The organism is Micromonospora palythoicola, from assembly GCF_036689795.1.
GTDB classification, from domain to species: domain Bacteria; phylum Actinomycetota; class Actinomycetes; order Mycobacteriales; family Micromonosporaceae; genus Micromonospora; species Micromonospora palythoicola.
Genome location: NZ_JBAGKI010000034.1, coordinates 28795 through 55473, shown reverse-complemented (window position 1 = coordinate 55473; position 26679 = coordinate 28795). Strand labels below are relative to the sequence as shown.

Below are 26679 nucleotides of genomic sequence, written 5' to 3'. Positions count from 1 at the left end.
CCCGGGCCCCCCCCCCGACCACCCCCCCCCCCCCCCCCCCGGCCCGGCCGGCCGCCCCCCCCCCCCCCCCCCCCCCCCCCCCCGGCCGCGTGACGCGAGGTCAGTTGATGGTCAGGGCGATGGCGTGAACGGAGCCGCGGACCGGGTCGATCTGCAACTCGTAGGCACCTCGGGCGAGCCCGGTGGTGTCCCAGTGGAAGATGTACTGGTTTTTTGCGGCGCTGTGGCGTGCGGTGTTGTCCGCCCTCTTCCGGACAGGTGTGGCCGCAACGCGGTTGCCAGCCACGCCGTCGGTCTTCTTCACGAGGTAGACGCGCGGCCGCGCGTCGGTGACCGTCTCGCCGTCTGCGTCGGTCAGGGTGAACTTGACCGGCACGGGGCGTCCGGCTTTGACGATGTCGGAGCCGTCGCCGGCCAGCGGTGGCCGCACCCCGCCGAACCGGTAACCGGGCGCGAAGATCCGCGGCACGAAGTCGATCAGATTCGCCATCCAGATGTCGAAGCCATGCGGTCCGACCCAGGTGCCGGCGTACTCGTATTCGATGCCCTGGGAGGTCAGCCACTGCATCGTGTTCCGGGTGAACGTGTACGTGAAGTCGACGTCACCGGAGTACAGCCGAGCCAGCTTGGTGCCTTGGTTGACCGCCTGGACGTCGACGCCGCTGGGGTAGGAGAACAGGAACCCCGAGAAGACACCGACGTAGGCGAACTCGCCCGGGTGGCCGAGCCAGGCGCCGAGGGTGTTCATTCCTCCCCACGACAGACCGGCGAGCGCCTGCTCATCCGGATCAGTCGAGATGTTGTACTTCTCCGCCGCGGTTGGCATCACGTGCCGGCTGAGGTCGGTCCAGAAGTCGATGCCGTTCTGGTCGGGCATGACCACCACCATCGGCACCATTGTCCCGCTGAGGTAGCTGTTGTCGAGAATCTGCTTGGCACGCCCGGTTTCGAGCCAGCTGCCGTAGTTCTGGCCCCCGCCGTGGTACAGGTACAGCACGGGGTAGGTGGCTTCGCGGTCGGCATCGTAGCCTGGCGGCGTCCAGACGTACGCGGAGCGCTCTGTGCCCTGGCCTCCGTCGTAGGTCATCAGCGAGACCGTGCCGCCCCTGCCTTCGGGGACATCGGCCAGCATCGCATCGGTCTTACCCGGCACGAAAAGCTGCGACTCCATCACGTGGGTGTTGACGGTGTCGGCCGGGTCCTTCATGTCGACGCCGTCGACCACGTACCGGTAGTAGTAGTAGCCGTCGAGCGGTCCAACAGTGATTCGCCAGCGGCCGTCGGGCTGCTTGCTCATCGGGATCCGGAACCATTGGCCATTCGGAGCCCAGTTGCCCCAGATCGTGACGTCCTTTGCGCCAGCCCACTGGGTGCCGGTCTCGAACGTGACGATGCCGTGCGGGTCGACGTGCGGGGTCGTGATCGACCCGGCCGCAGGGGGCTCGTACGGCCGGGTCAGCGCACGGTGTCCCTTGCTGGCGCCGTGGCGGGCGACCTTCTGCCCGAAGAGCCGAGCGGCGAAGTCTCGCAGGTTCTCCCGCCACGCGTCCCAGGTGGCGCCGTCGTCGGGGTTGACGCCGTCGAACTCGAACCTCGCTCCGGACCTCTTCAGGTCCACCAGCAGGTCGTAGTTGTCGTTGTACGACGGATCGAGCGTGTCGCCGACGTACACCCGGAGCAGTCTGGTGCCCTTGTTGATCGCCTTGGCCTCCGCCTTGGTGATCGGGCTGTCGACAGCGCCGGAGAAGGATCCGACGTAGGCGAACGCACCGGGATCGCTGCGGAGGATGCTGATCGCCTGCTCGGCCCCCGTGGCGACACCGGCCAGCGCCTGACTCCTGGGCCGAGACGAGATGTGGTAGCCGGCCCGTGCTGCCGGGATGATGGCGTTGAACAGCTCGGCGCGGGGGTCGGCGGAATTGGCGTCAGCCATCACGACCACCATCGGCCTGGCGTCCCTGCCTGCGACCAGGTTGTCGAGGATCTGCTTCGCCCGGCCGAGTTCCAGCCACTCACGAGCGGTCTGACCCTCGCTGCTCAGCAGGTACAGGACCGGGTACGCCTCGGCCCGGGCGGAGTCGTAGCCGGGCGGCGTCCACACCAGGGCGGTGCGGCCCTCCGCCGCCGCTGCGCTCGGGTAGGACAGTTCCTCCACCGTCCCGCCCGTAGCGATGTCGTCCATCCACGCGACCGACTCACCCGGCACGAAGAAGGTGTTCCAGTTTGGTTTCGACGTCACCGCCACCGGGCTGCCAGGCTGACGGAAGGACACCTTCGACCTGTCCGGCATGGTCGCGGTGTACTGGTAGTGGTACAGCCCGGGCTCGAGCGGACCGACGTTCGCGGCGTAGTCCGAGCCGCTCGGGTCGAGCGCGAGCGCCGACCAGGTGCCACTCGGGCCGATGTTCGCCTCCAGTTCGAGCGTTGCCGGCGTTCCGCCGACGATGCTGCTGGCCTGCGACTGCGGCACCTTGAAGTAGTGATAGACGTCGTCGTTCGAATGCCACGTGTCGGTCGCGGCAGCCGGGGCGGCCGCGGCGACTGACACCACCACCAAGGCCGCGGCTGCGACAAGGCTGGTCATTCGGGAGCCACTGCTGTGTGACATCGCGTTGCTGTCCTCTCAGAGCGTCAAGGCCTCCCGCATCGAAGGCACGCGCCTCACCATCGAGATCGGCCGCCGAGACCTTTCCGACAGCCGCGATAGTCCACATGCACACCAGCGCACTACAGTTCCTACACCGGTGTAGAACGCATGGCAAGAGACCTCTTCCTGCCCCCATGGCCTCCGTGGTGGACCCCGCACCCGACAAGCAGGTCGACGCATTATCCATTGAGGAACGTCGACGCCGATCCGCCGCCGTTGACGTCCTTGGCGGCCCCATCTGCACCCCCACGGCACGGCCAGATCTGGGAGCACCACGACGATCTCCGACCGATCGACCGCGCCGACGCACCACCACTCCCGCACCAAGGACAGCATCGCGTGCAGAAGGTGGTCGTCACGGGCGTGACCCGGCCCGACCACCGCCGCCCCCATCAACGCCTCCGCCGCGAACGCTTGCCGGTCGGGAGCCGTACCGTGACGAGCATGTCGAAGCAGGTGATCATGGTCAACGGCGGATCGAGTGCGGGAAAGTCGGGAATCGTGCGGTGCCTGCAGGCGATCCTGCCGGAACCGTGGCTCGCCGTTGGCGTCGACCGGCTCATCGAGGCGATGCCGGTAAGTATGCGCTCGCCGGAGAGCATCGACTTCGCAGCCGACGGCACCGTCATCATCGGGCCCGAGTTCGACCGGCTGCAGGAGGCCTGGATGGCTGGGGTCGCTGCCACTGCCCGAGCCGGTGCACGCGTCATCATCGACGATGTCTTCCTCGGCGGCGCCGCATCTCAGCAGCGATGGCGGGCCGTGCTCGACGGGCTCGACGTGCTGTGGGCCGGCGTCCGCTGCGACGCGGAGGTCGCCGCCGGCCGCGAGGTCGCCCGCGGCGACCGGGTCTGCGGGATGGCCGCTGCACAAGCCGACGTGGTGCACCGGGGCGTGGTGTACGACGTGGAGGTCGACACCACCCGCACCGAGTCGATCGTGTGCGCCAAGACGATCGCGGCACGGCGGTAGAGGGCTGAACCTACGATGACGCAGCTGCCGTCGTACCCCCACGGAGCAAGAGCGCGGACGCGGCGGAAATATGCGTCGGCCGCCCGGCATGAGCAGCTGTTCATGCCAGGATTCGTGATCAGAGTTCATCCAGAAGCAGAACGCCCTGCGGCGAGTAGAAGTAGTCGCGTACGTGCCGCGCCCAGTCTTCGATCTTCGGGTCCTCCGCGTGCAACAACCACTCGGACAGCTGCGCGTGCTCGGCGGTGTACCCGTTGTCCGAGAGCCATCGCAGCGTTTCGTGCCGGCCCGCTCCGAAGATGGCCTGGGCGTCGAAGCCGATACCCAAGTCCATATCACCAGTGCGGAACTTTGCGGCGTACAGGCGGCACGAGTCTGCGGGATCACCGATCAGAAACAGCAGGAAGGCAGCTACATAGATCTGCTCGTACTCGTCGCTCTCGCCGCCGTCCGGACCCTCGCGCCAGGCCCTTTCGAGGTCGAAGATCTCCCGCAGCATCCCGTGGTGGGGACGCGGGTCACCGACGTCGACCATCCGGAGTGCCTCCCGGCGCGAAGCCGGACTCGACAGGTCCACAGACATGGGCACGCGTGCACAATAGTCCAGCACGGTTCATCCACTCGAGCGGTCCGAGAACCGGCTCGACCTGGGCTGCCGACCGCGACGGCGCGGATGTCCACGCGCGGCCCGTCGGCGGTTGCTGTTATCTCCCAGGTCACTGTCATGGTGCCCGCGAAGTCGGGTCGCCGGCGACGACGTTGACGGCCTGCACCACTCGGACGCCAGGGACGACGTCGACGAAGCGGTCGCCCCACCGCCCGACACATCGGCGTGACCACCCGGATGAACACCAGAGATCGACAGGCGTCCGCTGCGCCAGGCCGAAGGCGAACGTGAGCACAGGTACGTGAGTGGACGGGATAGCGAACATGTTCCTCGTGGTGACATCTACCGTCGCCCATCAGCACATGGCGTCTTGTCCGCGCCGGACGGACTACGACATTAGGTGAAGGTGATGTCGGCAGGCGATGATGCCTGTGCGCGCGGCGGTGGCGCGTGAGGGAGGTGGCGAGGTGGACGACTGGCTGCCTGACGCTCAGGTGCTCGCCATGCTGGATCTGGAGCCGCAGGGCTGGATGCTGGCCCGAGCGGTGCACGACGGTCGCCTGATCGTTGACTTCGAACTGGTCTACATCAACGACGCGGGGTGCGGTCTGGTCGGACGGCCGCGCGCCGAGTTGGTCGGCCGCCGCTACCGGCACCTGTGGCCGGAGACCGTGCACGACGGGACGCTTCCGTTCTACCGGTCGGTGGTGGAGACGGGAAGGCCGGCCCTACGCGCGGTCTACTACGAGCGGCAGTCCATCACCGGACATTTCGAGTTCCGGGTGGGTCCGTACCGCGACGGGATCATGGTGCGGTGCGTGGACCTGCGTCAGGTGACGGTGTCTCCGCAGTCGGCCGGTGCGGTACGGCTGTACGACATGCTCGACACCGCGTTCGACGGGTTCACGGTGCTGCGTCCGGTGCGGGACGCCGGTGCGCAGATCGTGGACTTCGTCTGCGAATACGTCAACCAGGTCGGGGCCAAGATGACCGGCCGCAGCGTGGAGGACGTGATCGGTCACCGGCTCAGCGATGTCTCTGCCCACAGCTGGGACAACGGGCTGTTCGATCGCTATCGCGCGGTGGCCGAGACCGGGGAGCCGTGGCGGCAGGAGTTGACCTATCCCGAGATCAGCCAGGTGTGGGAGATCAAGATGGGGCGGACCAGCGGCGGTCATGTCGCGGTCTCGTTCCGGGAGATCACTGAGCAGGTCGACAAACAGCGACAGTTGGCCGACAGCGTGGCCCGCGCCGAAAAGGCCGCCGCCCGAGCCCGCAGCCTGGAAAGCGTGACCGCGGCGTTGGTGGCGGCGAGCACGACAGAGCAGGTGTACACCGCCATCGGATCGGTGCTGCGGCCCTCGGCCGGCGGACAGTCCCTGGCGTTGCTCCTGCGCCAGGAACGGTCCCTGCGCCTTGCCTACCACGCCGGGTACGAACCAGAGATCATCGCGCGGCTGCATGACCTGCCGATCGAGCATCCCTACCCGGCGGCGGCCGTCGCCCACACCGGGCAACCCCGTTATCTGACCTCACTGTCGCAGTTCCACGCCGCTCAGCCCGACCCGGAGACAGCCGTCCCGCCCGGGTCCAGGCAGGCGTGGGCTTTCCTCCCGCTGACCGTGGCCGGCGAGGTGCTGGGTGCGCTCGTCGTCGGCTACCGGGAACCACGCGACTTCGACCCCGACACCAGATCGACGCTGACGGCCCTGGCGGGGCTGGGCGCCCAGGCACTTCAGCGGGCGATGCTGTTCGAAACCAGCGCGTCGATCGCCGCCGAGCTGCAGCACGCGCTGCTGCCGGCGACACTGCCGCAGACGGCAGGGCTGCGGCACGCGGCCCGCTACCTGCCGTGGACACGCGGCGCCGAGGTGGGCGGCGACTGGTACGACATCATTCCCATCAGTGACGGCGTCGTCGCCGTCGTGATCGGCGATGTCGCCGGCCACAACACCGCGGCCGCAGCGACGATGGGTCAGGTCCGGGACGCCCTGCGCGCGTACGCCGTCACCGGGCAGCGGCCGGCCATGGTCATGAACAACGTCAACCACCTCATCCGCGCGCTGCGGCTGAACACCATGGCCACCTGCTGCTACCTGCAACTGGACGTCGCCGAGGGGACCGTCACCGGAGTGCTTGCCGGACATCCGGCCCCGATCCTGCGCGACGCACACTCCACCGGCCTGGTCCGCCTCACCACGCACCCCGCCCTGGGCGTCTCGGACTCGGTTGTCTACCGCGAGGACCGCTTCGACCTCCCGCCCGCCGCCACCCTGGTGCTGTACACCGACGGACTCGTCGAGGACCGCAGCCACCCACTCGATCGGGGCCTGGAGGAGTTGTGCGCGGCAGTGCACTGCGCACCCCGCCTCGACCCGGCCGAGATCCTGGACCACATCCTCGCCGACGACGTCGGTCCGTGGCCGCGGCGCGACGACATCGCCCTGCTCTGCCTCACCCGGGACCCGGTCGACCGCTGACGAGACGATCCGGGCCGCCGGCGGCGGCCGAGGCACGGCCGGGGTCCTTACGTCGGTGTCGCTGAAGGCCGCCTTGCAAGCGACGACGAAACCACGGTGCAGCCCAGTTCACCGAACGCGGTGACGCCATCGCAGAGCCGTTCCACGATGGCAAGGCCACGTCCGCGCTCGGCGTCCGCTGCTGGCATGGCCCGGCCGACTGTGCGCCTTGGACACGATCCACAGGGCGAACGAACCCGCCCGATCCCGCGGAACCTGGATCCGCACCGGCCCACGTCGATCTGCACAGTCCTCGCCGGACCTGGCCTACGGGCGACGACATGGCGTGCATTGATCACCAGTTGCGCCACTCGCCGGCGACTTCATCGACGCCACGGCGCTCCAGCAACGCCTCGACGTCGATGCCTGCCTCAGCGAGCGCTTCTTCGATGTACTCGCTCAGCTCCTCTCGGGTGATGGTCTCGATGTGCTGGCCGAAATCCAGGTCGACGCCGTTGAGGGTGCACACGACCCGCTGCACCGCAGCCCACACGGCCGTGTCGGTCGGAGAGTCCAGACTTCCAATTTCCTGCTCGTACGTCTGCAGGGCCGCGTCTACCGCGCCGACGAAAGCAGGCGGGAAGGCCTTCAGCGCGTACGCCTCGTCCGGCGACAACGCTCCTGCGGCGATCGCCGCCTCCTGCTCCGCGAACTCTCGCTGCCACCGACAGGTCGGCCGTTCGATCACGGCGACAGCGTAGGAAGTTCCCCATGGGCACGGACACCCGATGCCGTGCCGTGCTGGGTACTCCGGTGGGTGGGGCTGCTGCTCGACCGGCAGCCCACGCGGACGGGGCCCGACAGAAAGCGGGCGGCCGCAGGGCTCAGCCGCGGCTGGCATACAAGTAGACGGTCACCGCTTCGGGGGCATCAAGGTTGAACAGGACAACTCGGCGTGTGCCGTCGGCAGTGGGTTGCTCCTCATCGATGCCGGAGACGACCTTGGCGGTTTCGGGGTCCCACAGGTCGCCGCCGCCGACGTTGTGTTCTGCGTCGACTGCCCGTAGTCCGGGCACGGGAGCCGCAGTGAACTTCGCCGTGGCGATGAAGGCGTCAAGCTCGGTACGGGGTATCCGGAACTTCGCCGAAAGCAGGGTTCCAGGCCGTTGCTGTAGGCGGCGGTAAGCAGCACGGTTCCGGGCGGCAGAGTCACGTGAGCGACCGCTTCCACCTGACCCGCGCTGGCGACCTGCGGCTTGGACTGCACTGGGAGCAGGTCGATTCCGGCGGTGCCGGCGACCAGCCCGGCCCCACAGCACGTGACCAGCGACAGCACCAAGCTGATGCACGCAAGTACGAATGCCATGGTGCCACGCCGATCGCGGACAGCCGGGACAGCAGTCTCGATCATCGCCGACAGAGTACGGTGCGCGTGCTCGTCGGTATATCCGTTCTCCAGGAGCCACCGAAGGTGTCGCCCCGGCCCGCTCCGAAGATTGCCCGGGCGTCGAAGCCGATGCCCAGGCTCATGTCGCCCGTGCGGAACTTCGCCGCATACAGGCGCGGCGAGTCCGCTGGATCGCCGATCAGGAACAGCAGAAGGGCGTCACGTAGACCTGCTCGTACTCGTCGCTCTCGCCCACATCCGGACCTTCGCGCCACGCCCTCTCGAACGCCAGTCGGAGTGCCCGCCCATCGGCGGGATCCCGCGTCGAGCGCTGCCAGGCCCCCTCACTCAACACGCAGCCGAGGGTCGAGGCCTCGTGCGATACCGTCAACTGCGGTTGATCGCGAACATGTAGCAGCCGTAGAGCACGTTGCGGCTGTGCACGGTAGCCACGTCCGGGCAGGCGAGCAGCTGCTCGATACCGGCCTCCGCGTGGCTTCCCTCGATGATGAGGGCGTCGGCGATGCGACCCGTCTGGTCGTACGCGCGGAAGACCTGGCGGCGGTGGCGGAACGCGGCCGGATACCTCTCCCGCTCGGCATAGCCCTCGCACGGGGCGGCATGCACGAAGACCGGGCCGATCTCGCGGTAGGCGCCGGCGGCGCCCTCGGGGCGGTAGGCGATGAGGGCGAGGAGCTCCCCGGCGCGAGCATCGCGAAGGCAGCACCGCAGTGGGGCGCCGTCCTCTTCGGCGGCGAACGCCTCGAAGCGCTCACCCGCGTCGTCGGCACCGTCATGGCGCATGGCCTTCAGGGACGCGGGTGGGATCGGGGAAATGACGAAGCTCATGCCCTCAACGGTGGTCGCGGCGGACGGCAAAGTCTGGCGGGAATCGGCCACGGCGTTGCGGCAGGCGCAGGCCGCTCGCCGGACCGTTCTTCCGATGGCTGCCCGTACCTGTACCGATTTCCGCAGACCTTGGCCGATCAGGAAGCGCCGGCGCCAGCTGGTACAGGATGTGGGTGTGAGCGGAAGTCTCCTTCGTGTCGTGCCGACCGTGCCGAATTGGGTGCCGGCCCAGGGCGCCGCGGTTTCGCTCAACGACTTGGCGTACTACTGGCCAGCCGTTTTTGCGCGATCCGAACTTCAGGTTCGCGATCCAGGCCGTGGCTGGTTGTCGCCCGACGAGACAGCGCAAGTGTCGACCGTGCTCGGCATCACGGTTCGCCAGTTCTTGAGCCACTACTGACGGAGCACCGCAGGCAACGCCGCCCGCTAGGCGGCAGATCCGGACCTGTACGGGTTGTTGCTCTGCGAGTCGTTACAGCAGGTCCAGCAGCGTCTCTATCCGGGTGGCCAGGACCAGGTCGATGGTGCCGTCGACGCGGACACTGACCACCGCGCTACCCGGTGGCTGCGCCAACCGGATGACCAGCGGGGGCGTACCTGCCAGCGGGTACTCGAACCAGCCGTCGGCTGCCTCGTCGTCCGTGTCATCGAGCGCACCGGTCAGGGCTGCCTCGTCCAGGTCGTCATACGTGTAGCCGATGTAGGTGCTGATCTGCCGGAGCAGCTGCACGACGTGTTCCTCGGCCACCCATCCCTCGACCTGCGCCACAACCTCGTCCCGGATCGTGCCGTCCTGCGACAGCGACCGCGCCGTGAGCAACTGTTCCGATTGCGGGTCGTACGAGTCGAGCCCGTACGCAGCGGCCAGAAACGGCAGTGCGCTGGTGCCTTCCCAACCGTAGGGCAGAGTCAACCCGACGAATCGATCGGCGAGGTCAGTGCGGCCCCATGGCTGCCGCCAACCCAGATCGTGGTGCCACGGAGCGATCATGTCGACCAGGTCCGGCCAGCGGCGGAGCAACTCAACGCGGAAAGCCAAAACGCGTTCATCCGCAACCAGAGCGTCGGCCTCCTCGTCCGCGAGCCGATCAGCCAACCGACGGGGATTCTCTGCCGCCCCCGACGGCCAGAAGTACAGGTCGAAGCTCACCCGCAGCAGCGTAACGCCCTCCAGATCGACGCGTCCTTCTCGGAAGAGCCGAACGTCCGCGCCCAGCGAGACTCTGCTACCGGCGCCGACGGGTACGCAGCCTGCCTACGCGCTGAAGCGGCAGACCCGGCCGGCTGCGCGCGTTATCGGTCAGGCGATCGGATCGTCTGCCAGGCGGTGGTGTCGCACTGGCCATGTCGGTTGTTACCGGCCGCGAGGACTGTGCCGTCCGCGCGTAGTCCGAGGGTATGGGTCGAGCCCGCGGCCACGGCGACGACCTCGCGCCAGCCGGCCACATCGCACTGGCCGAAATCGTTGTTCCCTGCGGCGACGACGCGGCCGGCGGCCGTAACGCCGACGGTGTGGTAGCTCCCGGCCGCTACCGCCACCACATCCTGCCAGGCATCGACGTCGCAGGCGCCCGCCGATCGGTCACCCACCGCGCACACGCGACCGTCGCTGGTGAGGCCGACCGTGTGAAGGTAGCCGGCGGTGATGGCGGTGATGTCGCGCCATCCGCCCACCGCGCACTGCCCACGACGATCGTTTCCCACGGCCACGACGGTTCCGTCGGCTCGCAGGGCTGCCGAATGCCAGTCGCCTGCGGCCAATCCGACGACCTCTCGCCATTCGGCCACGTCGCAGGCACCCTCGCGCAGCCGTCCCGTCGCCAGCACCGTGCCGTCGCGGGTCAGCCCGAGCGTGCGGCGCCAGCCCGCGGCGATCAGGGTCACGCCGGCCCAAGCGGATACGTCGCACTGCCCGTCGGCGTTCCAGCCGGTAGCCATGGCCGTGCCGTCAGCGCGCAGTCCGACGCTGTGCGACCGCCCGGTGTTCGGCGCCGTGTGCACGTTGCCCGCTGCCACGGCGACCACGCCGGTCCAATCCTCGACCCGGCACTCACCGGATGCTCCAGCACCGGCTGCGACCACGGTTCCCGTTGCACACAACCCCAGCGAGTGCCGCCGTCCCGCAGCGATGACCGAACCCGTCATCCGCACAACACTACGGACCAGACCACACGGGGCGGACAAACGGCGCCCGCCAGGTCTCCTAGGGCCTGTGTCGAAGTCCTCGGTCGAGCCGAGGCGGAGGCCAGGCGGCGGTCCGGCAAGGCGGGAATCGGTCCGGATACCGGTGTTGTATCCGGACCGATTCCCAACGCAGTCGGTCGTCGCCTGGGCCCGCCGCAGTCCGGCCAGGGACTTCGACACAGGCCCAAGTGCCAACGTCAGCATCCGCTCGCTCGCACGACCGGGTGCCAGTGCCGCCGACCTCCGCTACACGATGTGACAGCCGATCGGCGGCAGAAGCGAGCATGTGAGACCTTGGTCAGCGCGTCCGGTCGAGATGTCAGGCGTACGAGGGCCGGTGCGGGTCCAGCAACTCGGTGACGCGGCCACGGTCGAGGACGTCGATGCCCTCGGAAACCAAGCATCGATCGGTCTTGGTCTCGGGGCGGCCGATGGTGGCGGAAGAGCCTACTTTAGGGTGAGGCAATGAAGTCGATCAAGAAGTTCCAGGTCACTTTCGACTGCAAGGAGCCTGGGCGCGTCGCTCGATTCTGGTGCGAGGTGTTGGGGTACGTCTTGCCGCCACCACCGAAGGGGTTTGCCAGCTGGGAGGACTACAACCTCGCCCTGCCGGTCGAGCAGCGGGACGCATGGTCGGCCTGCATCGACCCCAACGGCGTCGGCCCGCGACTGTTCTTTCAGCGCGTTCCAGAAGGCAAAGTCGTAAAAAATCGGCTGCACCTCGATGTGCGGACCGGTGCCGGGCTCGTGGGCGCCGAGCGTCTGGCCGTACTTGAGGCCGAAGGCGCACGGCTGATCGCGCTCGGCGCGACACCTGTGCTGCTGCAGCATGCCGATGAGGAGAACGAGTCGTGCTACACGCTGCAGGACATCGAAGGCAACGAATTCTGCCTCGACTGAGGGCAGCATGTCGGCTTCCTAGTCAACCGGCGCAGTTCGCCATCGCGAGATCCGGGTGCGGAATCCGACGATATCCGTTCCGGCAAGCGCGATTTCAGGGATTGTTGAATCGAAGAGGCCCGAGGATCAGGCGACACAGAGTTTGTTGCCTTCCCCGTCGGCCATTGTGACCCATGCATGTGACTCGTGCCGGCCATCCCACAGCTTCATCGCACCACGAGCGATCAGCTTCGCGACCACCTCAGGGTGGTTCTCGGCCCCGACCCGAATGTCGAAGTGCAGCCGGTCGTGTCCCCGTACCTCTTCGGGATCGTCGTCTCTTGGGGCACGAACTCTCCCCTCAGGCACCTTCAGGAAACCAATGGCCGACCCCCTGCCATCCGGGTCGACGATGGTTGCGTTGTCAGGCTTATCGGAACCAGGTTCCCTGACATGGCCGAGAGCAGGCGTCCAGAAAGCGACCGTGGCCCGGCCAGGCTTCGGTCGAGGCGTCCGGGCTGTCGCTCTCATTTCGGCTGCCCACGCTGGTCGTGTGGCTCTCATCTGGCCTGCGCGGCCCGGGCATCGCCCCAGGGCGGGGAGAGGTTCAAGAGGGGTTTGCTCGGCTCGAAGTAGCGTTGCCCTCCCGGCTCGACAACCCAGGTGGATCGAGCATCGGAGAACGCGTTTGAGTGGCACGCCGGATCGTGTGGTCATCGGGATGGACCCGCACAAGCGCTCGGCAACGATCGAGGTCATGGCCCGCGACGAGACCGTCGTCGGCGGCGGCCGGTTCGACACCGGCCGGGACGGTTACCCGGCGATGAGGAAGTACGCCGGCCAGTGGCCGAACCGGGTCTGGGCGATCGAGGGCTGCCAAGGGATGGGCCGGCACATCGCCAACCGGCTCCTGGCCGATGGTGAGCAGGTCGTTGACGTGCCACCGAAGCTGTCGGCCAGGGCGCGGGTGTTCGCCACCGGGCGGGGCCGCAATACCGACGCCACCGACGCCCACTGTATCGCGCTGGTCGGCACCCGCATGGCCGGACTGCGCCCCGTGGTCAACGATGAGCAGCTGGCCCTGCTGCGGATCCTGGTCGACTGGCGCCGCTCCCTCGGCGAGGACCACACCTGGATGGTCTCCCACCTGCATCAACTGCTCCTCGAGCCGATCCCGGGTGGAGCGCGGAACTGATCGCCGACCCCGAACGAATCTACCGACGCTCCAAAGACGCCGACCTAAGGAACTGGTGGCCTCCACCGGCACCACCTTGATGGACCTGCACGACATCGGACCCTCCGACGCCGCCCGGCTGCTGGTCGAGGTCGGCGACATAACCCGGTTCCCGAACCGGGCACGCCTCGCCATTGGCGAGGCGTGCCCAGCCCCTTGTGAGCGGACAGCGGCAGATCCATGCGCTCGATCTACGCGTTGCGCGGGCAGACCTCGGTAGCGCTGCAGGTCGGACCTGTCGCAGCACCCGCGGGACGAGGGGCTCCGCGAGCAAACGTGGTTGGTGAGGCGCCACGACGTCGTGGAGCACCCGGGTGACAAAGCTGAGACGCTGTCACCCTCTTCAGGGACACCTATTAGACACCACATAGTACCGGCCGTACTATGTGGCGCATGATAGTGAACGGCGAGTCGGGTGAGTCAGCCGAGCGGCAGGCCCAGCTCCTGCGCGGCTGCTTGGACATGTGCCTGCTTGCGCTACTTGCCGCCGAGCCCGCGCACGGCTACCAACTCGTCCGCCAACTCGACACCGCTGGATTCGGAACGGTCAGCTACGGCACCGTCTACCCGTTGATCACCCGACTGCACCGCTTGGGACTCGTGGCCAACGCGATGCAGCCCAGCCCCAACGGCCCGCCCCGCAAGGTCTATCGACTCACCGACACCGGCCATCACCGACTGAACGCCTGGCGTGAGCAGTGGACCCAGTTCGCCAGCGTCGTGAACGAAACCCTCGCCGTCCGTCCACCGAATCCAGGAGATGACCATGAGCACGTCGACGCCGGCCGTTGACCACCTCCTCGCCGCCGCAGACCGGGAATGGCGCGCTCTCGGCATCCACCGTCGTGACCGGGCGACTCTCGCTGCCGACCTGCGCATCGAACTCGACGCCGCAACTGCCGACGGGATCGACCCTGCGGAGCTTCTCGGCACTGACCCCACCGGGTTCGCCCTGAGGATCGCCGAGGAAGCCGGCGTGCAACGGATCCCACCGCGCTACGGCCAGGTACTCGGCGTGGCGAGCGCGGGCGCAGTGCTCTCCCTCATCCTGGGATACATCCTGGTCATCAGCCTGCACCAGGCATTCGTGGCGGCATTCGACCTGCCGCGAGATGTGCGCGTACCGGTGTGGCTCGCCGCTGGTGTCTTCTACGGCGCCGTCGCCGCGGTCGTCATCGCCGGCGCCGTCCTGGCCGTGCGCATCACCCTGCGTGACGTACCCCGCATCCGACACACCGCTACGCGAATGACACTGCTGCTGCCACCCACGATCGCCGCCGCCATCGCCGCCGCAGCCGCATTCGGCTGGGCGCTCGACTTCCCGCTCACCCCCCTGGCAATCGGAACCGAAGCCGCGATCGTCCTCGCCGCAACGGCGCTGGCCCGCCGCAAGTCCGTAACCACGGCGGGCTAAGCCAGCCGATGTGATGCACCAGCAAAGGGCGACGCAGCGACGCGTCGGCTCAACCCCGGAGCATGCCCCGATTTCGAAGCACCTGCGCTACCGGCCAGAACCTGCACCGGCCAAGCAGCCACTCAGATGCCGCGACGGTGCGTCGCGAACGACCCGCGGTAAAGAGCACACGAGCCGAGCCCGCGATGGACGGCGCAGCGGATCAAGCCGCCCCGTCTCGGTGGTCGAGCCACTGCCGCACGGCCGTGAGGTCGGTGTCGGTCAGTCCCAGATGTGGATCGACGCGGTGCAGCAGCGCCGGGTGTGGATAGTGTGCGGCGACCCATCGCCGGTCGCCGTCGGTGATCTCATCGTCGAGCCAGACGAACGGACGCCCTGCCGCCCACCGCACCAACGACGCGGTCTTCCAGTGCACCCCGCTCGGTGGTTGTCGGTCATCGTCGATCCAGTCGACCATGGGCAGGATGGGTAGGCCGAGCCGAGGGGCCACCACCTCGTTCGCCTCAGCCATCCACGTACTCGCCCAGACCAGTTCACCCGGCAAGGCGAGCAACCCGCGACCGTCGTCGGGCGCGAGACGATCCAGCAGAGGATTGCCGGCGCAGTCGGGACCATTACCCGCGTTGCCCCTATGGCGGCCAGAGGCTCCGGCTGGCCGAGACCGCAGCGGAATGAGCACACCGTCGACGTCGATAAAGACCAACGCTCGACCATCCCAGGCAGACACCGCCGAACCGTACCGCTCATCGGCGTCAGCGACCCGTCCTTGGCGCAGCGCGCCAAGCGCGTGAGCGTGCATTTTCACCGAGGTCTCGGCGACGCCCTGAAGGTGCGTGAGGGTGTGGTGCTGTTTCGGCGTAGGTTCTCCGGGTGACCGTGTACGACACCGCCGCCAAGCTGCCTTCCATCGACGTACTGCGAAACCGCTGCAAGGCGCTTGCCGTGCTGGAATGCATCGTCAACGGTGGCGAGCCCTACTACGCCTACACCCGCGCCTGGGGTGACGACGAGGCGGCACTGATGAACAACGGCAGCGGCGACGAGTGGGCGGTCGTGTTCACCGCCGACGGCGCGTTCATCCGGGTGTTCGCCCACGAGTCGGCGATGACGCCCTACCGCGATCCGGACCACGAGCTGTGGCCCGGACTGCTCGACGGCATTCCGTCGGCGTTCCGTCCGCAGATCGAGGAACCAGCGTTCGGCGACGAGGAGGGACAGTTCCTCGCCACCGCCGTATTGTGGCGGCTCTGCGGTGACGACCGCTGGTACGCAGGCGAAGACATCACCTTCCCCGCGCTCCACAGGCCGTACGACGACAACGCCTTGGACGGCTCTGGCCTACTCGAAATCCTGCTCGACGACATCGCCGACCAGTACGTCACGTTCGCCGAGGACTACTACGAGATCGAGGTGGACCGGACGGTGGTCGAGCACGTCGTCGCGCACCGCCCGCTCACTGACGCCGTTGTGCGGGCACTAAACCCGGAAGTAACCGTTGCCGGACTGCACGAGAAAATCGCCACCATTGGATATCCGATCGCAGCAGCGTGACGTCAGACCCACACCTGGGCCAACTTCGACAGCACGCTGGTCCCTCACCGGGCAGATTCCGGCCGCCCGACCAGACCGCGCGCGACTTGCGGCATTTCAGGGAGGTGAAACGAGGGGTGCCCGGCGGGAGTTGGTGCAGACACCTCGGGGCAGTGAGGTCAACCAAGCCCCAGACGTTGTAGAGCCGAGGCGACGTACCCACGGGCGGCCCGGTGCTGCCAGCCGAGCGGGAAGTCAGGCAGTGCTGCGGCATCCTTGGCATCGATGAGCAAGCTCAGCGCCGGATCGGGTAGTTCCTGACCCAGCCTGCGCGCGAGCGCCACGGCAGCCGTTACCCGCACGACGAACGAGTCGTGACCGAGCAGGTCCGTCATCCGGGCCGCGATCGCGCAGGGCGACACCGTCAGGTGGGCCAGGGCGAGGTTCGCGCTCGCCCGGACGGCGTCGGTACTGTCGGCCGACAGCAGCGCGGCGATCGTCGGCTCGTCCGGCGGGAACCACGCCAGCAGCTCGGCGGCCTGGGACGCGACCAGCGGATCGTCGTCGAGCCAATGACGGTAGGTGTCCACGTGTGCCGCCACAGCTCGGTACGCGTCGGCGGCCCACTTCGCGGCGCACGAGTCGGTGATGTCCATCGCCTCCTCGGTGAGGCCCTCGTCGCGGTGGTAGACGAGTTCGATGGCCATGTCCTCCTGCCGGCGGGTCACCGTCGGCCCATCGAAGGCGGCCTTCGGATCGAACGGCAGATCGCGATCGGTGTAGGCGCCCAGTCCTACGTCTCGAAGCAACCTCGTCAGGGCAGGCCGGGCTGGCGTGTCCGGGTCGTTGATCACCTTCGGGCGTGAGTTCCCGATGCCCGAGGAACTGGTCCCCATGCAGGCGTTCGAGGAGGACCCGCAGGCAGACTGGTACGCGCGGGAGGGTGAGACGAAGGATGGGCTGATCAACCTGTATCGCCGTGTCGGGGCGTTCGCGGATCGGACGATCGAACAGCTACCCCTTGACGCGCCAGGGCAGGTGCCGTGGTGGCGCCCCGGCGAAAGGGACGTGACGCTGCACAGGATCATTATCCACGTGACCACCGACCTCGCCCGTCACGCCGGTCACGTCGACATCATGCGCGAGCAGCACGACAGGGCGATCGGCTTGCGGCGGGAGAACTCTGGCGTCCCCGATGACTACGACTGGCCGGCGTACGTCACCAAGCTGACGAAGCTCGCAGACCGGTTCGGTTAGCCACCCCTGTCCCATCGCTACAGGCAAAGAGGCCCTCCTTCAGCGCGGCAGGTACGCGGTCAGCTGGTCGGCGAGTTGCTTCGGATGGCTGAGCGCCACCGCGTGACCACCGTCGATTTCATCCGGTAGAGCGTCGAGGCGGTCGGCCGCCACGCGGCGTTGGAAGTCGGGCGGGAAGAACCGGTCTTCGCGGGCGATGAGCACCCTCGTCGGCACGTCCGGCCACGCATCCAGGGGCCACGGCTCGTTCCATTCTGCGCTGACCTGGTCGCGGTCATGCGCAGAAGCCTCCGCGACGATCTCGGCCGGCACGCCGTTGTAGAACTGTTCCTCCTCACTGAGCCCCTCCGCGCTGCGGTGACCGGTGTTGCCCCACCAGTCGCCGGGACTCTCACCCGGTTTCGGGATCATGGGAGTGAGCAGGACAATGAGCCGCACAGGCAGCTTGTCAGCGACCAGCGGCGCCGTGAACGCACCATACGAGTGTCCGACGACCACGAGGTTGCGATCATCGCCGACGGCATCGACGACCGTGTCACAGAACTCGGCGAAGCCTGCCGCCCTGTCCTCGATCGGCAACTCCGGCACCACCACGTCGTGGCCCCGTCCGGCCAGCTCAGGGGCCAGCAGATGCCAGTCCCAGGAACTGCCGCCACCGCCGTGGATCAGAACGAAGGTCGCCATGCGCCAAAGCCTCGCACAGGGGTACGACAGTCAGTAGCGCCGCCCGATACGCCATACCCGGCCAACCACCGGCGACCTCACGGCAGAATCACGCACCGAGCCGGAAGCATCTTCCCGCGACGACCGGATCTGCCGCGGATCGAGCGCGGCGGTGGCGACAGCGGATGTCCGGGCTTCGGGTTCGAGGCTGCTGCTCCTGATTCTCAGTGTTAACGAGTCCGCCACGGTAAGTAGGCGGCAGTCGTCCCCGCGAGGCTGCCGACGGACAGGGCGAAGGCCAGCGGGAAGAACACGTCCCACGGCGCCCGCAGTCCGCCTCCGACAACGATGCCAACTACCAGGCAGGCTGCAGTCGTGACCAGGAAAAGGAGCGCCACTCGTAGTCGGTATCGCCGGCGGACTTGAGGTATCCCAGTAGCGGCCAGGGCGGCTACGCCCGCATGCTCCGCCCACCCGAAGCCGACAGCCGTCAAGCAGATCGCCAGGCCGATGGTGGTGCCCACCAGCGAGTTGCCCACGGTGCCACGCAGCGCCCCGGGAAGCGGCGGATCAGGAATACCTGACTCCCCAGTGAAGATGAGGCGCCCACCTCGGCCATCTGTCCAGCCCGGCACTGCCCAACCCGCAGGTTGCGACTCACGGCGCTTGGCGGCATCTGCTCCCATCCGCCCAGTGTCAGTCGACGATCAACGTGGTGTCGACCATGCCGACGAAATGCGCCTCCCTCGTAGTCGGTAGTCGTCCGCACATGCCGTGATCCGCTCGTCACGTGGCATAGCGGAGGTCGGCGGCGCTGGCATCTTGTCGTAGCCGAGATGAGGGCGTTTGGACGCGGAGACAGCGTACGGAGGGATGACTGCGAGGGCGTTGCGGTGACCGAGTGTCTGGACGGCTGCGAGTTCAGCCGTTCTGGGGAGGGCTGGTGGTGGCGCCGGTGCGGCCTCTCAGTTCGCGGTCGTACGTCTCCTGAGCGTCGCGCATCGCTTCGGCGTACTGCGGTTCGGTGAGCCGTCGCATCCCCACCTCAGGGGTGACGTCTTCGATCACCGCGCTGATCCACCAGATGTTGCCGAACCGGTCGCGTACCCGGCCCGTCCGTTGACCGAAGGCGTGGGTGGCCGCCTCCGTGACCAGCTGGGCTCCGGCGGCGACCGCGCGTTCGATGGTCGCGTCGGGGTCGGCGACGAACACCCGTAGGAGCGACGGCATCGCCGGCCAGTCCGGCCGCTGGTCGAACGCGAGCAGAACGGTGTCGCCGACGCGGATCTCGGCGTGGCCGATGGTTCCGTCCTCCAGGGGTACCCGTCCCAACTCGGTGCCGTCGAACACCGCAGTGATGAAGTCCAGCAACTGTCCGGTGTCCGGCGTGACGATCCACGGCGCTGCGGTCGTGTACCCGGCTGGTGCGGTGCTGTTCACGGCGATCTCCTCAGGGTGGTGGTGAGCTGCGCCCCACCGTAGACGGTGTATAGGTCAGAATCGGTCCTAGTCGGACGGCATGATGGAGGCATGTCCAACCCTCATGGTCGGCTGCTGTCCCTGTTGTCGTTGTTGCAAACCCCTCGGCTCTGGCCCGGTAGCGAGCTGGCGCAGCGGCTGGGAGTGTCCGGGCGGACCGTGCGGCGCGACATCGACCGGCTACGGGAGCTGGGCTATCCGGTGTACGCCGAGCAGGGTGGGCTGGGCGGATACCGCCTGACCGCCGGCGCCGCGATGCCGCCGCTGCTGCTGGAGGACGACGAGGCGGTCGCCGTGGCCATCGGCCTGCGGGCGGCGGCGACGCAGGCGGTCACCGGAGCGGAAGAGGCGGCGGTGCGGGCGATGGGCAAGCTTCTCCAGGTTCTGCCGGCCCGGCTGCGTCGCCGAGTCGACACGCTGACATCGTCGACCGTGGCGCATCCGTTCTCCGTGGCCATCGAGCCGGTGAGCCCTGAGGCGTTGGTCGTCGTCGCCGCGGCGGTCGCCAACCACGAGCGGCTTCGGTTCTCCTACCGCGACGAGGGCCGGCACGTCGAGCCGCAAGCCTTGGTGACGTCGGGCCGGCGCTGGTATCTGCTCGCCTTCGACCTCGACCGCGACGACTGGCGGACCTTCCGGATGGACCAGATCACCATGCTCGTCGCGACCGGTGCCCGAGCGGCCGCAAGAGAGGTACCCGGCCGGGATGTCGCCGCGTTCCTGGCCGATCAGACCATGCAGATGGCCCCGACATTCCCGGCCGACGTGGTGATACGCGCACCGGCCGCCCACGTCATCAACCGACTCGGCATGCCGCCGCCGGGCACCCTGACCGACAATCCCGACGGGACCTGCCGGTGGCTCGCGTCGCCAGACACGCTCGAATGGCACACCCTGCGCCTGGCATCGATCGGGCTACCGTTCCAGATCAGCAGTCCGACCGAACTGGTCGCCCATGTCCGCGCAACAGCCGCGCTGTTCGGAACGGCCACGGCAGAACCAGACCCGACTACGAAACGACCACCACGAGCCGGGCGGCGTGGCCGCCCACCGTCACCGCCGCCCGGTTGACTCGCGCCCTAGCCCGAGGCTCTCCCCACACAGACCTCAACGCCCGCACTCCATCAGCTCGACCAATGCACGGAATTGCCGCTAGGCGCGCACTACGCAGCGTCCCGCTGAGTCGGCCCGGGTTCCGTCCGGACGTGCGGAGATGAGCGCTCATGCCGTTGCCTCGGCCCGCCCCGGGGACGAGGTGGTGGTCCACCCTCATCCCGGGACCGGGGGAGCAGACGATCAGTCGACCACGGAGCGGACGATCTCGGCGATGCGCCTCTCAGTGACGGCATCCACCGTTTCGAAGTACCACGCGGCCGGCATCAGTCCCCCGTCCGCGCCGCCTGCCGCGCGGAAGGCTGCCTTCTCGGTGATCGCGAGGTTCAGTCGTTCGTCCATGCGCAGCGTGACGAGCGCGGGTGTGCTCGCCGACTTCGCGTAGGCGGGCATGCCGTACCAGATGCGCGGCTTCAGGGTTGGGGCCGCGGCCATGATGATGTCGTGCACCCGCTGCATCGTCGAACGGGTCGGCTCGTCCATGGTCGAGATCTTGTTGGCGACCTGCGTCAGGTTCTTCTCGTCCTTCGACGACATGTCATGTCCTTTCGTCTGCCGATGTCGGGCACCGGCGGTATGAAGTCGGCGCAACAGTGCGCCGCACCCCACCCGGACATGTCCTGAGCTGCTCAGGTCTCTCCGCGATGATTCACGTGGTCTGTCACGTGGAAGCGCAGTCGGTGGCGGACCACCGCGGTCAGGCTAACGGATCCGCCACGGCGTGATCGTCTGGATCTGCCGCTGACAGAGCGCGCCAGCCGGTGGGCCCCCCATCACTGTCCGGACCGGACTTTGATGAGCGGTACGGCTTTGCCTGTTGATCGCAGGGCCGATGGTGGCGCGGAGCCGAAGGTCACCGGCCCTGGGTACCGCTGGCAGCACCGGCGAATTGCGGGCCTGGACCGGTCAGCCCGCGGGTGCCGCTGCCGGGGCCGGATCGCTGGCAGTCTGGGCTGTTTCGGAGCCGCCGGCAGCGATGATGGCGTCGAGGATGTCGCGGGCGGCGAGCAGGTCGTCGATGGCCGTGGTGAGGCGGTCCCGGTCCTGGCTCAGCACAGTGGTCAGCTCGGGGCATGCGGGCACCAGCGCGTCACCGTCGTCGGTCATGCAGGGAAGCACCTCGGCGATTGTGTAGGTGCTCAGGCCCGCGGCCAGCAGCGTGCGGATGTTACGCACCGTCCGGACGTCGCCCTCCGCGTACTCGCGGTACCCGCTGCGGCGCCGTTCCGGTCGTAGGAGCTGTTGTTCCTCGTAGTAGCGCAGCGCCCGTTCGCTGATTCCGGTCCGCCGGGCGAGTTCGCCGATGCGCATGTGACCTCCCCCACCGCGGGTGGACTCTCACGTCAACGTGAATGTCTACGTTAGCCGGCATGGCAGCTCAGCAAGCAACTCACGGCGACCGGTCCCACATCACTGTTCTCGGTCTCGGTCAGATGGGTCGAGCGATGGCGCAGGCGCTCCTGTCCGCCGGGTACCGGACCACTGTCTGGAACCGCACCAGGGGAAAGGCTGACACCCTCGTCGGCAAGGGCGCCCTCCGTGCCGACACCGTTAGCGACGCCATCGCGGCAAGCCCACTCGTGATCGTCTGTGTGGGCGACTACGACGGTGTACACGAAGTGCTCGACGGCAGCGTGGCCGAGATACGGGGCCGCGCCCTCGTCAACCTGACCACCGGTACACCGGACGAGGCGCAGGCCGTGGCCGCCTGGGCCGCTGGGCACGGCGCCGACTATCTCGACGGCGCGATGATGGCGGTACCGCAGACCGTGGCATCACCCGACGCGTTCTTCCTCTACAGCGGGTCCGCCGCAGCGTTCGAGACGCACCGTGACGTGCTGGACGTCCTGGCAACCAGCTACTACCTCGGCACTGACGCCACGGCGGCGGAGCTGTGGGACCTGGCGCTGCTCAGCAGCGGCTACGCGGCCCTGACCGGCTTCCTGCACGGTGCGGCGCTACTGGACACGGCCGACGTCGCACCATCGGCGTTCCTTCCGCTGGCCACCCGGTGGCTGCACGGCATGATCGCGTTTATGTCCGAACTGGCGGACGAAGCCGAGTCCCGCGACTACACAACCGGTGTCTCCCCGGTCGCCATGAACCAGGTCGCGGTCGCCAAACTCGCCCATGTCAGCCACAGCCGCGGCGTCAGCACGGACATACACGCGCCGTTACACGCCCTCCTCGGTCAGCGGGTAGCCGACGGACACGGCACCGACAGCTTCGCAAGCGTGTTCGAACTCTTGCGAAAGCAGTCGTAGGTCACGCGCAGACCTATGTCTCCGGCTGGGAAGACTTCACCACCGATGTGATCGCCGACGGTGCTGACCGACGCCAACGGGCCGGTGCAGATCGACGTGCCACGGGACCGGGCCGGCACGTTCACCCCGCAGATCGTGCGCAAGCGGCAGCGGCGCCTCTCAGGCGTCGACGAGGTCGTGTTGTCGTTGTATGCCAAAGGGCTCACGACCGGGGAGATCTCGGCGCACTTCGCCGAGATCTACGGGGCTTCGGTGTCCAGGGAGACAATCTCACGGATCACCGACAAGGTGATCGAGGAGATGACCGACTGGTCGCACCGGCCCCTGGATGAGATCTACGCGGCGGTGTTCATCGACGCGATCGTGGTCAAGGTCAGGGACGGGCAGGTCGCGAACCGGCCGTTCTACGCCGCGATCGGCGTCACTCTCGACGGCGACAAGGACATCCTCGGGCTGTGGGCCGGCACGGGCGGTGAGGGCGCGAAGTTCTGGATGAGCGTGCTGACCGATCTACGCAACCGCGGCGTCAAGGACGTGTTCTTCTGCGTCTGCGACGGCCTGAAAGGCCTGCCCGAGGTCGTGACGAACGTGTGGCCGGCCACGATCGTGCAGACCTGCATCATCCATCTGATCCGTAACACGTTCCGGCTCACCGCCCGCAAGTACTGGGACGAGATCAAGCGGGACATCAAACCGATCTACACCGCCGTCAACGCCACCGCCGCGAGGGCCGCGTTCGACGACCTCGCCGAGAAGTGGGGTGGCCGGTATCCGGCGGTGATCCGCCTGTGGGACAACGCCTGGGCCGAGTTCATCCCGTTCCTCGACTACGACGTGGAGATTCGGCGGGTGATCTGCTCCACGAACGCGATCGAGTCGTTGAACTCCCGCTACCGGCGGGCCGTGAAGGCCCGCGGCCACTTCCCCAACGAGCAGGCCGCGTTGAAGTGTCTGTACCTGGTGACCCGATCCCTGGACCCCACCGGAGCAGGCAGGACCCGATGGACGATGCGCTGGAAACCCGCCCTGAACGCCTTCGCCATCACCTTCAGCGACCGCTTCCCAGCCGCTGAAACCTACTAACCAAGATCGCCGGAAACACCGTTGGCGAGACAGGCCCAAATGGTCAAGCCACGAAAGGAAGAAACCCGATGAAGACGTCACGCGAGGGCGATCAAATGATCGCCGTCATCTGCCGGAGCGCCTATGGACCCACACCAGCCGAATTCGCCGATTCCCCGTGATTCCGAATACAATTGCACCGACCGACGGTCAACACCCGAACAGGATCCCAGGCAGCTAACTGTAGACACGCCAACGGATCCGCCTGAGATCAACCAGGTCGCAGCCCACGTGCTCCTACGAATACTGCTCGCCGCACATCAACGACTGCATCCCCCCGACAGCGAGGAAGCATGACCGTGGAATGGGCAACCAAACAACAGCGCTCCACAGCGCTTTCTCCTGCCCCTCAGCCGCATCGTTTTGCCTTCTACGGTCGAGTCTCGACCGAGGACCAGCAGGATCCGGAAGCGTCCCGAGCCTGGCAACTTGCACGGTCACGGGCGCTGATCGAGCCGGTAGGCGGGCAGGTGGTCTCCGAGTTCTTCGACATCGGACTGTCCCGCTCATTGCCATGGAAACGTCGCCCCGAAGCGGCTCGCCTGCTCGCCGCGCTACGCGACCCACGGCGCGGCTTCGACGCCGTAGTCATCGGTGAGCCACAACGCGCCTTCTACGGCAACCAGTTCGGGCTCACCTTCCCACTGTTCGAGCACTACCAGGTGGCGCTATGGGTGCCCGAGGTCGGCGGCGCAGTCGACCCGGGCAGCGACGCCCACGACCTCGTCATGGCCCTCTACGGCGGCATGAGCAAGGGCGAACGCAACCGCATCAAGCTACGTGTACGCAGCGCCATGGCCGCTCAGGCCGCCACCGAGGGACGGTTCCTCGGTGGACGCCCGCCCTACGGCTACCGGCTCGCCGATGCCGGTCCCCACCCGAACCCGAGCAAAGCGGCCGACGGGCGGCGACTGCACCGCCTGGAACCCGATCCGCTCACCGCGCCCGTCGTCGCACGCATCTACACCGAGTACCTCGCCGGTAACGGCCTCCTCGCCATCGCCGAAGGACTCACCCGCGACGGCATCCTGTCCCCCTCGGCCTACGACCGACGACGTAACCCGCACCGCAACACCCCCGCATGGAGCAAGAGCGCCATCCGGGTCATCCTGACCAACCCCCGCTACACCGGCCGCCAGGTCTGGAACAAACAACGCAAGACCGAGATCCTCCTCGACGTCGACGACGTCGCCCTCGGACACGAAACAAAGATGCGCTGGAACCCGGCCGAGGACTGGATCTACTCCGGCGCCCTGGCACACGAACCACTGGTCGACGACGCGACCTTCGCCCGCGTACAAGCCCTCATCGCCACCGCCGGAAAACGCCCCGACGGGATCCGCAAGCCGCGGGCCAGCAAACGCAACTACCAACTGGCCGGCCTGCGGCACTGCGGCATCTGCCAACGACGCATGGTCGGCAGCTTCAACAACGACCGCAACAACTACCGCTGCACCTACCCCGCCGAGTACGCCGACACCAACCGCGTCGCGCACCCCCGCAGCATCTACGTCCGCGAGGACCACATCCTCGAACAACTCGACCCGTGGCTCGCCCGAGCCTTCACACCCACCCGACTCACCGAAACCATCCAGGCCATGGCCGACGCACAACACCACGACGCCGACCAGCAAGCGCTCAAGGCAGCCCGCGAGACCCTCGCCACCTGCACCACCCGCCTGGACCGCTACCGAGCCGCGCTCGACAGCGGCACCGACCCCACCATCGTCAGCCGCTGGATCGCCGATGTCCAAGCCGAACAGGTTACCGCCGAAGCCACCCTGCGCCGCCTCACCGGACGCCGGACCATGACACCGGACGAGATCCGCCGCATCGTGGAAACCCTGGGAAACATCACCACGGTGCTCCGCGACGCCGACCCCACCGACAAGGCATTGGTCTACCGCGAACTAGGGATCACCCTGACCTACCGGCCGACGACCCGCACGGTGTCCGCTCAGGCGACCCCGAGTGGATCATGTACTAGATTGTGTCCGAGGGGGGACTTGAACCCCCACGCCCTATACGGGCACTAGCACCTCAAGCTAGCGCGTCTGCCATTCCGCCACCCGGACCTACCTGTCCAGCCTACCGTGTCGGCCCGGTGATCCCATCACCCGAAGGCCGCCCGGTGGGCTGCACGGGGAGTTACTGTACACGCCCCAGATGGATCATGCACATCGGCATCGGGCTCGTCCGGCGACGGTGGCACGGGGGTCGCGGCGGGCCGTCGCCGGGTAGCGTCGAGGTGCCCGTACCCGGCAGCATGGGCCCGTGCCCCATGCTTCTCCCCTGGCCGTCGCTCAGCAACGGGCCCTCGCGCTGCGTGCTGCGGGTAACCTCGCCGCCGCCCGTGACCTGCTGATCGAGGCGGTCGAGTCGACTCGGCCGCCGTTCAGCAAGGATCATCCGGACGTGCTCAGCACCGCTCACCTGCTGGCCAGGCTGCATCGGGAGGCGGACGACCCGAGCGCGGCCCGGCGGGTGTTGGAGGAGGCGTTCGCCGCCGGGGAGCGTCGCTGGCCGCATGCCGATCCCCTGATGCTGGCGTTGGCCTTCGAGCTGGGGTCCGTCGCGGACGAGTTGGGCAACCGCCACGAGGCGCGCCGCAACTACACC

The 26679-nt window shown here is 67.7% G+C and carries 25 protein-coding genes, 1 tRNA gene and 3 pseudogenes; 14 read left to right on the top strand and 15 right to left on the bottom strand.

What is annotated here, in order from left to right; translation table 11 throughout:
* Nucleotides 1–100: 100 nt before the first annotated feature.
* Complete coding sequence (locus V5O40_RS16820) at nt 101–2584, bottom strand: alpha/beta hydrolase-fold protein (protein ID WP_332906316.1); 2484 nt, start codon at nt 2582–2584, stop codon at nt 101–103.
* Between the two features lie 402 nt (nt 2585–2986).
* Here V5O40_RS16820 and cpt point away from each other — a divergent pair, with 402 nt between their 5' ends.
* Nucleotides 2987–3619 (top strand): chloramphenicol phosphotransferase CPT, encoded by a 633-nt coding sequence (gene cpt / locus V5O40_RS16815; RefSeq protein ID WP_332906315.1) that lies wholly within the window; start codon nt 2987–2989, stop codon nt 3617–3619.
* Between the two features lie 118 nt (nt 3620–3737).
* Here cpt and V5O40_RS16810 read toward each other — a convergent pair whose 3' ends face one another.
* Complete coding sequence (locus V5O40_RS16810; RefSeq protein ID WP_332906321.1) at nt 3738–4202, bottom strand: hypothetical protein; 465 nt, start codon at nt 4200–4202, stop codon at nt 3738–3740.
* 446 nt (nt 4203–4648) lie between these two features.
* On the opposite strand from V5O40_RS16810, the gene V5O40_RS16805 reads away from it, so the two are divergent.
* Nucleotides 4649–6706 (top strand): SpoIIE family protein phosphatase, encoded by a 2058-nt coding sequence (locus V5O40_RS16805; protein WP_332906314.1) that lies wholly within the window; start codon nt 4649–4651, stop codon nt 6704–6706.
* Between the two features lie 334 nt (nt 6707–7040).
* On the opposite strand, the gene V5O40_RS16800 is transcribed toward V5O40_RS16805, so the two are convergent.
* The 3 genes from V5O40_RS16800 to V5O40_RS16790 all read right to left on the bottom strand — a co-directional run bounded on the left by V5O40_RS16800 (nt 7041) and on the right by V5O40_RS16790 (nt 8921).
* Nucleotides 7041–7433, bottom strand: a complete 393-nt coding sequence (locus V5O40_RS16800; RefSeq protein WP_332906313.1) for a hypothetical protein — start codon at nt 7431–7433, stop codon at nt 7041–7043.
* A 136-nt stretch (nt 7434–7569) separates the two neighbouring features.
* Nucleotides 7570–7761, bottom strand: a complete 192-nt coding sequence (locus V5O40_RS16795) for a hypothetical protein (protein ID WP_332906312.1) — start codon at nt 7759–7761, stop codon at nt 7570–7572.
* A gap of 698 nt (nt 7762–8459) precedes the next feature.
* Nucleotides 8460–8921 (bottom strand): DUF1203 domain-containing protein, encoded by a 462-nt coding sequence (locus tag V5O40_RS16790; protein ID WP_332906311.1) that lies wholly within the window; start codon nt 8919–8921, stop codon nt 8460–8462.
* Between V5O40_RS16790 and V5O40_RS16785 the strand changes: the two genes are divergently transcribed.
* Nucleotides 8908–9321 carry a hypothetical protein gene (locus V5O40_RS16785; protein ID WP_332906310.1) on the top strand — a complete coding sequence of 138 codons (414 nt, stop codon included), beginning with the start codon at nt 8908–8910 and terminating at the stop codon, nt 9319–9321. The genes V5O40_RS16790 and V5O40_RS16785 overlap by 14 nt on opposite strands.
* 72 nt (nt 9322–9393) lie before the next feature.
* Here V5O40_RS16785 and V5O40_RS16780 read toward each other — a convergent pair whose 3' ends face one another.
* Both V5O40_RS16780 and V5O40_RS16775 read right to left on the bottom strand, forming a co-directional pair.
* Nucleotides 9394–10071, bottom strand: coding sequence for a hypothetical protein (locus tag V5O40_RS16780; RefSeq protein ID WP_332906309.1), 678 nt, complete (start codon nt 10069–10071; stop codon nt 9394–9396).
* 143 nt (nt 10072–10214) lie between these two features.
* Entirely contained in the window at nt 10215–11066 is an 852-nt protein-coding gene (locus V5O40_RS16775) for an RCC1 domain-containing protein (RefSeq protein ID WP_332906308.1), read from the bottom strand.
* A gap of 504 nt (nt 11067–11570) precedes the next feature.
* On the opposite strand from V5O40_RS16775, the gene V5O40_RS16770 reads away from it, so the two are divergent.
* A complete protein-coding gene (locus tag V5O40_RS16770; RefSeq protein ID WP_332906307.1) occupies nt 11571–12005 on the top strand; it encodes a VOC family protein in 435 nt (144 codons plus the stop codon).
* Between the two features lie 126 nt (nt 12006–12131).
* Here the strand turns inward: V5O40_RS16770 and V5O40_RS27965 are convergent, their stop codons facing one another.
* Nucleotides 12132–12515 (bottom strand): VOC family protein, encoded by a 384-nt coding sequence (locus V5O40_RS27965; protein ID WP_408631896.1) that lies wholly within the window; start codon nt 12513–12515, stop codon nt 12132–12134.
* On the opposite strand from V5O40_RS27965, the gene V5O40_RS28015 reads away from it, so the two are divergent.
* The 3 genes from V5O40_RS28015 to V5O40_RS16755 all read left to right on the top strand — a co-directional run bounded on the left by V5O40_RS28015 (nt 12397) and on the right by V5O40_RS16755 (nt 14632).
* The gene (locus V5O40_RS28015) at nt 12397–13179 is read left to right on the top strand and encodes an IS110 family transposase (RefSeq protein ID WP_456299390.1); all 783 of its coding nucleotides are present in this window, start codon (nt 12397–12399) and stop codon (nt 13177–13179) included. The genes V5O40_RS27965 and V5O40_RS28015 overlap by 119 nt on opposite strands.
* Nucleotides 13180–13611: 432 nt before the next feature.
* Nucleotides 13612–14010: a PadR family transcriptional regulator gene (locus tag V5O40_RS16760; RefSeq protein WP_332906305.1), complete on the top strand. Its 399-nt coding sequence runs from the start codon at nt 13612–13614 to the stop codon at nt 14008–14010.
* The gene (locus tag V5O40_RS16755) at nt 13985–14632 is read left to right on the top strand and encodes a hypothetical protein (RefSeq protein ID WP_332906304.1); all 648 of its coding nucleotides are present in this window, start codon (nt 13985–13987) and stop codon (nt 14630–14632) included. Before V5O40_RS16760 ends, V5O40_RS16755 begins: the two co-directional genes overlap by 26 nt.
* 202 nt (nt 14633–14834) lie before the next feature.
* Here the strand turns inward: V5O40_RS16755 and V5O40_RS16750 are convergent, their stop codons facing one another.
* Nucleotides 14835–15359: an HAD domain-containing protein gene (locus V5O40_RS16750; RefSeq protein WP_408631895.1), complete on the bottom strand. Its 525-nt coding sequence runs from the start codon at nt 15357–15359 to the stop codon at nt 14835–14837.
* A gap of 143 nt (nt 15360–15502) precedes the next feature.
* On the opposite strand from V5O40_RS16750, the gene V5O40_RS16745 reads away from it, so the two are divergent.
* Entirely contained in the window at nt 15503–16183 is a 681-nt protein-coding gene (locus tag V5O40_RS16745; RefSeq protein WP_332906303.1) for a hypothetical protein, read from the top strand.
* A gap of 158 nt (nt 16184–16341) precedes the next feature.
* On the opposite strand, the gene V5O40_RS16740 is transcribed toward V5O40_RS16745, so the two are convergent.
* Entirely contained in the window at nt 16342–17016 is a 675-nt protein-coding gene (locus tag V5O40_RS16740) for a HEAT repeat domain-containing protein (protein ID WP_332906302.1), read from the bottom strand.
* On the opposite strand from V5O40_RS16740, the pseudogene V5O40_RS16735 reads away from it, so the two are divergent.
* Nucleotides 17015–17419: pseudogene (locus V5O40_RS16735) on the top strand (mycothiol transferase); the annotation flags it as partial. The gene V5O40_RS16740 and the pseudogene V5O40_RS16735 overlap by 2 nt on opposite strands.
* 39 nt (nt 17420–17458) lie before the next feature.
* On the opposite strand, the gene V5O40_RS16730 reads toward V5O40_RS16735, so the two are convergent.
* The gene (locus V5O40_RS16730) at nt 17459–18103 is read right to left on the bottom strand and encodes an alpha/beta fold hydrolase (protein ID WP_332906301.1); all 645 of its coding nucleotides are present in this window, start codon (nt 18101–18103) and stop codon (nt 17459–17461) included.
* Nucleotides 18104–19003: 900 nt separating this feature from the next.
* Nucleotides 19004–19522 (bottom strand): VOC family protein, encoded by a 519-nt coding sequence (locus V5O40_RS16725; protein WP_332906300.1) that lies wholly within the window; start codon nt 19520–19522, stop codon nt 19004–19006.
* A 90-nt stretch (nt 19523–19612) separates the two neighbouring features.
* Here V5O40_RS16725 and V5O40_RS16720 point away from each other — a divergent pair, with 90 nt between their 5' ends.
* Nucleotides 19613–20632, top strand: a complete 1020-nt coding sequence (locus V5O40_RS16720; RefSeq protein WP_332906299.1) for a helix-turn-helix transcriptional regulator — start codon at nt 19613–19615, stop codon at nt 20630–20632.
* Nucleotides 20633–20857: 225 nt separating this feature from the next.
* On the opposite strand, the gene V5O40_RS16715 is transcribed toward V5O40_RS16720, so the two are convergent.
* Nucleotides 20858–21211 (bottom strand): DUF1801 domain-containing protein, encoded by a 354-nt coding sequence (locus tag V5O40_RS16715; protein WP_332903846.1) that lies wholly within the window; start codon nt 21209–21211, stop codon nt 20858–20860.
* 369 nt (nt 21212–21580) lie between these two features.
* Entirely contained in the window at nt 21581–21985 is a 405-nt protein-coding gene (locus V5O40_RS16710) for a MerR family transcriptional regulator (RefSeq protein WP_332906298.1), read from the bottom strand.
* 59 nt (nt 21986–22044) lie between these two features.
* Between V5O40_RS16710 and V5O40_RS16705 the strand changes: the two genes are divergently transcribed.
* The 3 genes and pseudogenes from V5O40_RS16705 (at nt 22045) to V5O40_RS16695 (ending at nt 26096) form a co-directional block, all read left to right on the top strand.
* Nucleotides 22045–22938, top strand: a complete 894-nt coding sequence (locus V5O40_RS16705) for an NAD(P)-dependent oxidoreductase (RefSeq protein WP_332906297.1) — start codon at nt 22045–22047, stop codon at nt 22936–22938.
* A gap of 57 nt (nt 22939–22995) precedes the next feature.
* Nucleotides 22996–24021 (top strand): annotated as a pseudogene (locus V5O40_RS16700) (IS256 family transposase); the annotation flags it as partial.
* Nucleotides 24022–24353: 332 nt separating this feature from the next.
* A complete protein-coding gene (locus V5O40_RS16695; protein WP_332906319.1) occupies nt 24354–26096 on the top strand; it encodes a recombinase family protein in 1743 nt (580 codons plus the stop codon).
* Here V5O40_RS16695 and V5O40_RS16690 read toward each other — a convergent pair.
* Nucleotides 26052–26135 (bottom strand) — tRNA-Leu (locus V5O40_RS16690). The two genes, V5O40_RS16695 and V5O40_RS16690, sit on opposite strands and share 45 nt — an antisense overlap.
* A 199-nt stretch (nt 26136–26334) precedes the next feature.
* Here V5O40_RS16690 and V5O40_RS16685 point away from each other — a divergent pair.
* Nucleotides 26335–26556, top strand: a pseudogene (locus tag V5O40_RS16685) (tetratricopeptide repeat protein); the annotation flags it as partial.
* Nucleotides 26557–26679 lie beyond the last annotated feature (123 nt).

What these genes read in the sequence shown, in the direction of transcription:
- V5O40_RS16820 (WP_332906316.1), bottom strand. Translation starts at nt 2,584, where the DNA reads ATGACCAGCCTTGTCGCAGCCGCGGCCTTGGTGGTGGTGTCAGTCGCC.
- V5O40_RS16810 (WP_332906321.1), bottom strand. Translation starts at nt 4,202, where the DNA reads ATGTCTGTGGACCTGTCGAGTCCGGCTTCGCGCCGGGAGGCACTCCGG.
- V5O40_RS16805 (WP_332906314.1), top strand. Translation starts at nt 4,649, where the DNA reads ATGATGCCTGTGCGCGCGGCGGTGGCGCGTGAGGGAGGTGGCGAGGTG.
- V5O40_RS16785 (WP_332906310.1), top strand. Translation starts at nt 8,908, where the DNA reads ATGACGAAGCTCATGCCCTCAACGGTGGTCGCGGCGGACGGCAAAGTC.
- V5O40_RS16790 (WP_332906311.1), bottom strand. Translation starts at nt 8,921, where the DNA reads ATGAGCTTCGTCATTTCCCCGATCCCACCCGCGTCCCTGAAGGCCATG.
- V5O40_RS16775 (WP_332906308.1), bottom strand. Translation starts at nt 11,066, where the DNA reads ATGACGGGTTCGGTCATCGCTGCGGGACGGCGGCACTCGCTGGGGTTG.
- V5O40_RS16770 (WP_332906307.1), top strand. Translation starts at nt 11,571, where the DNA reads ATGAAGTCGATCAAGAAGTTCCAGGTCACTTTCGACTGCAAGGAGCCT.
- V5O40_RS28015 (WP_456299390.1), top strand. Translation starts at nt 12,397, where the DNA reads ATGGTTGCGTTGTCAGGCTTATCGGAACCAGGTTCCCTGACATGGCCG.
- V5O40_RS27965 (WP_408631896.1), bottom strand. Translation starts at nt 12,515, where the DNA reads ATGAGAGCGACAGCCCGGACGCCTCGACCGAAGCCTGGCCGGGCCACG.
- V5O40_RS16760 (WP_332906305.1), top strand. Translation starts at nt 13,612, where the DNA reads ATGATAGTGAACGGCGAGTCGGGTGAGTCAGCCGAGCGGCAGGCCCAG.
- V5O40_RS16755 (WP_332906304.1), top strand. Translation starts at nt 13,985, where the DNA reads ATGAGCACGTCGACGCCGGCCGTTGACCACCTCCTCGCCGCCGCAGAC.
- V5O40_RS16730 (WP_332906301.1), bottom strand. Translation starts at nt 18,103, where the DNA reads ATGGCGACCTTCGTTCTGATCCACGGCGGTGGCGGCAGTTCCTGGGAC.
- V5O40_RS16720 (WP_332906299.1), top strand. Translation starts at nt 19,613, where the DNA reads ATGTCCAACCCTCATGGTCGGCTGCTGTCCCTGTTGTCGTTGTTGCAA.
- V5O40_RS16715 (WP_332903846.1), bottom strand. Translation starts at nt 21,211, where the DNA reads ATGTCGTCGAAGGACGAGAAGAACCTGACGCAGGTCGCCAACAAGATC.
- V5O40_RS16710 (WP_332906298.1), bottom strand. Translation starts at nt 21,985, where the DNA reads ATGCGCATCGGCGAACTCGCCCGGCGGACCGGAATCAGCGAACGGGCG.
- V5O40_RS16705 (WP_332906297.1), top strand. Translation starts at nt 22,045, where the DNA reads ATGGCAGCTCAGCAAGCAACTCACGGCGACCGGTCCCACATCACTGTT.
- V5O40_RS16695 (WP_332906319.1), top strand. Translation starts at nt 24,354, where the DNA reads ATGACCGTGGAATGGGCAACCAAACAACAGCGCTCCACAGCGCTTTCT.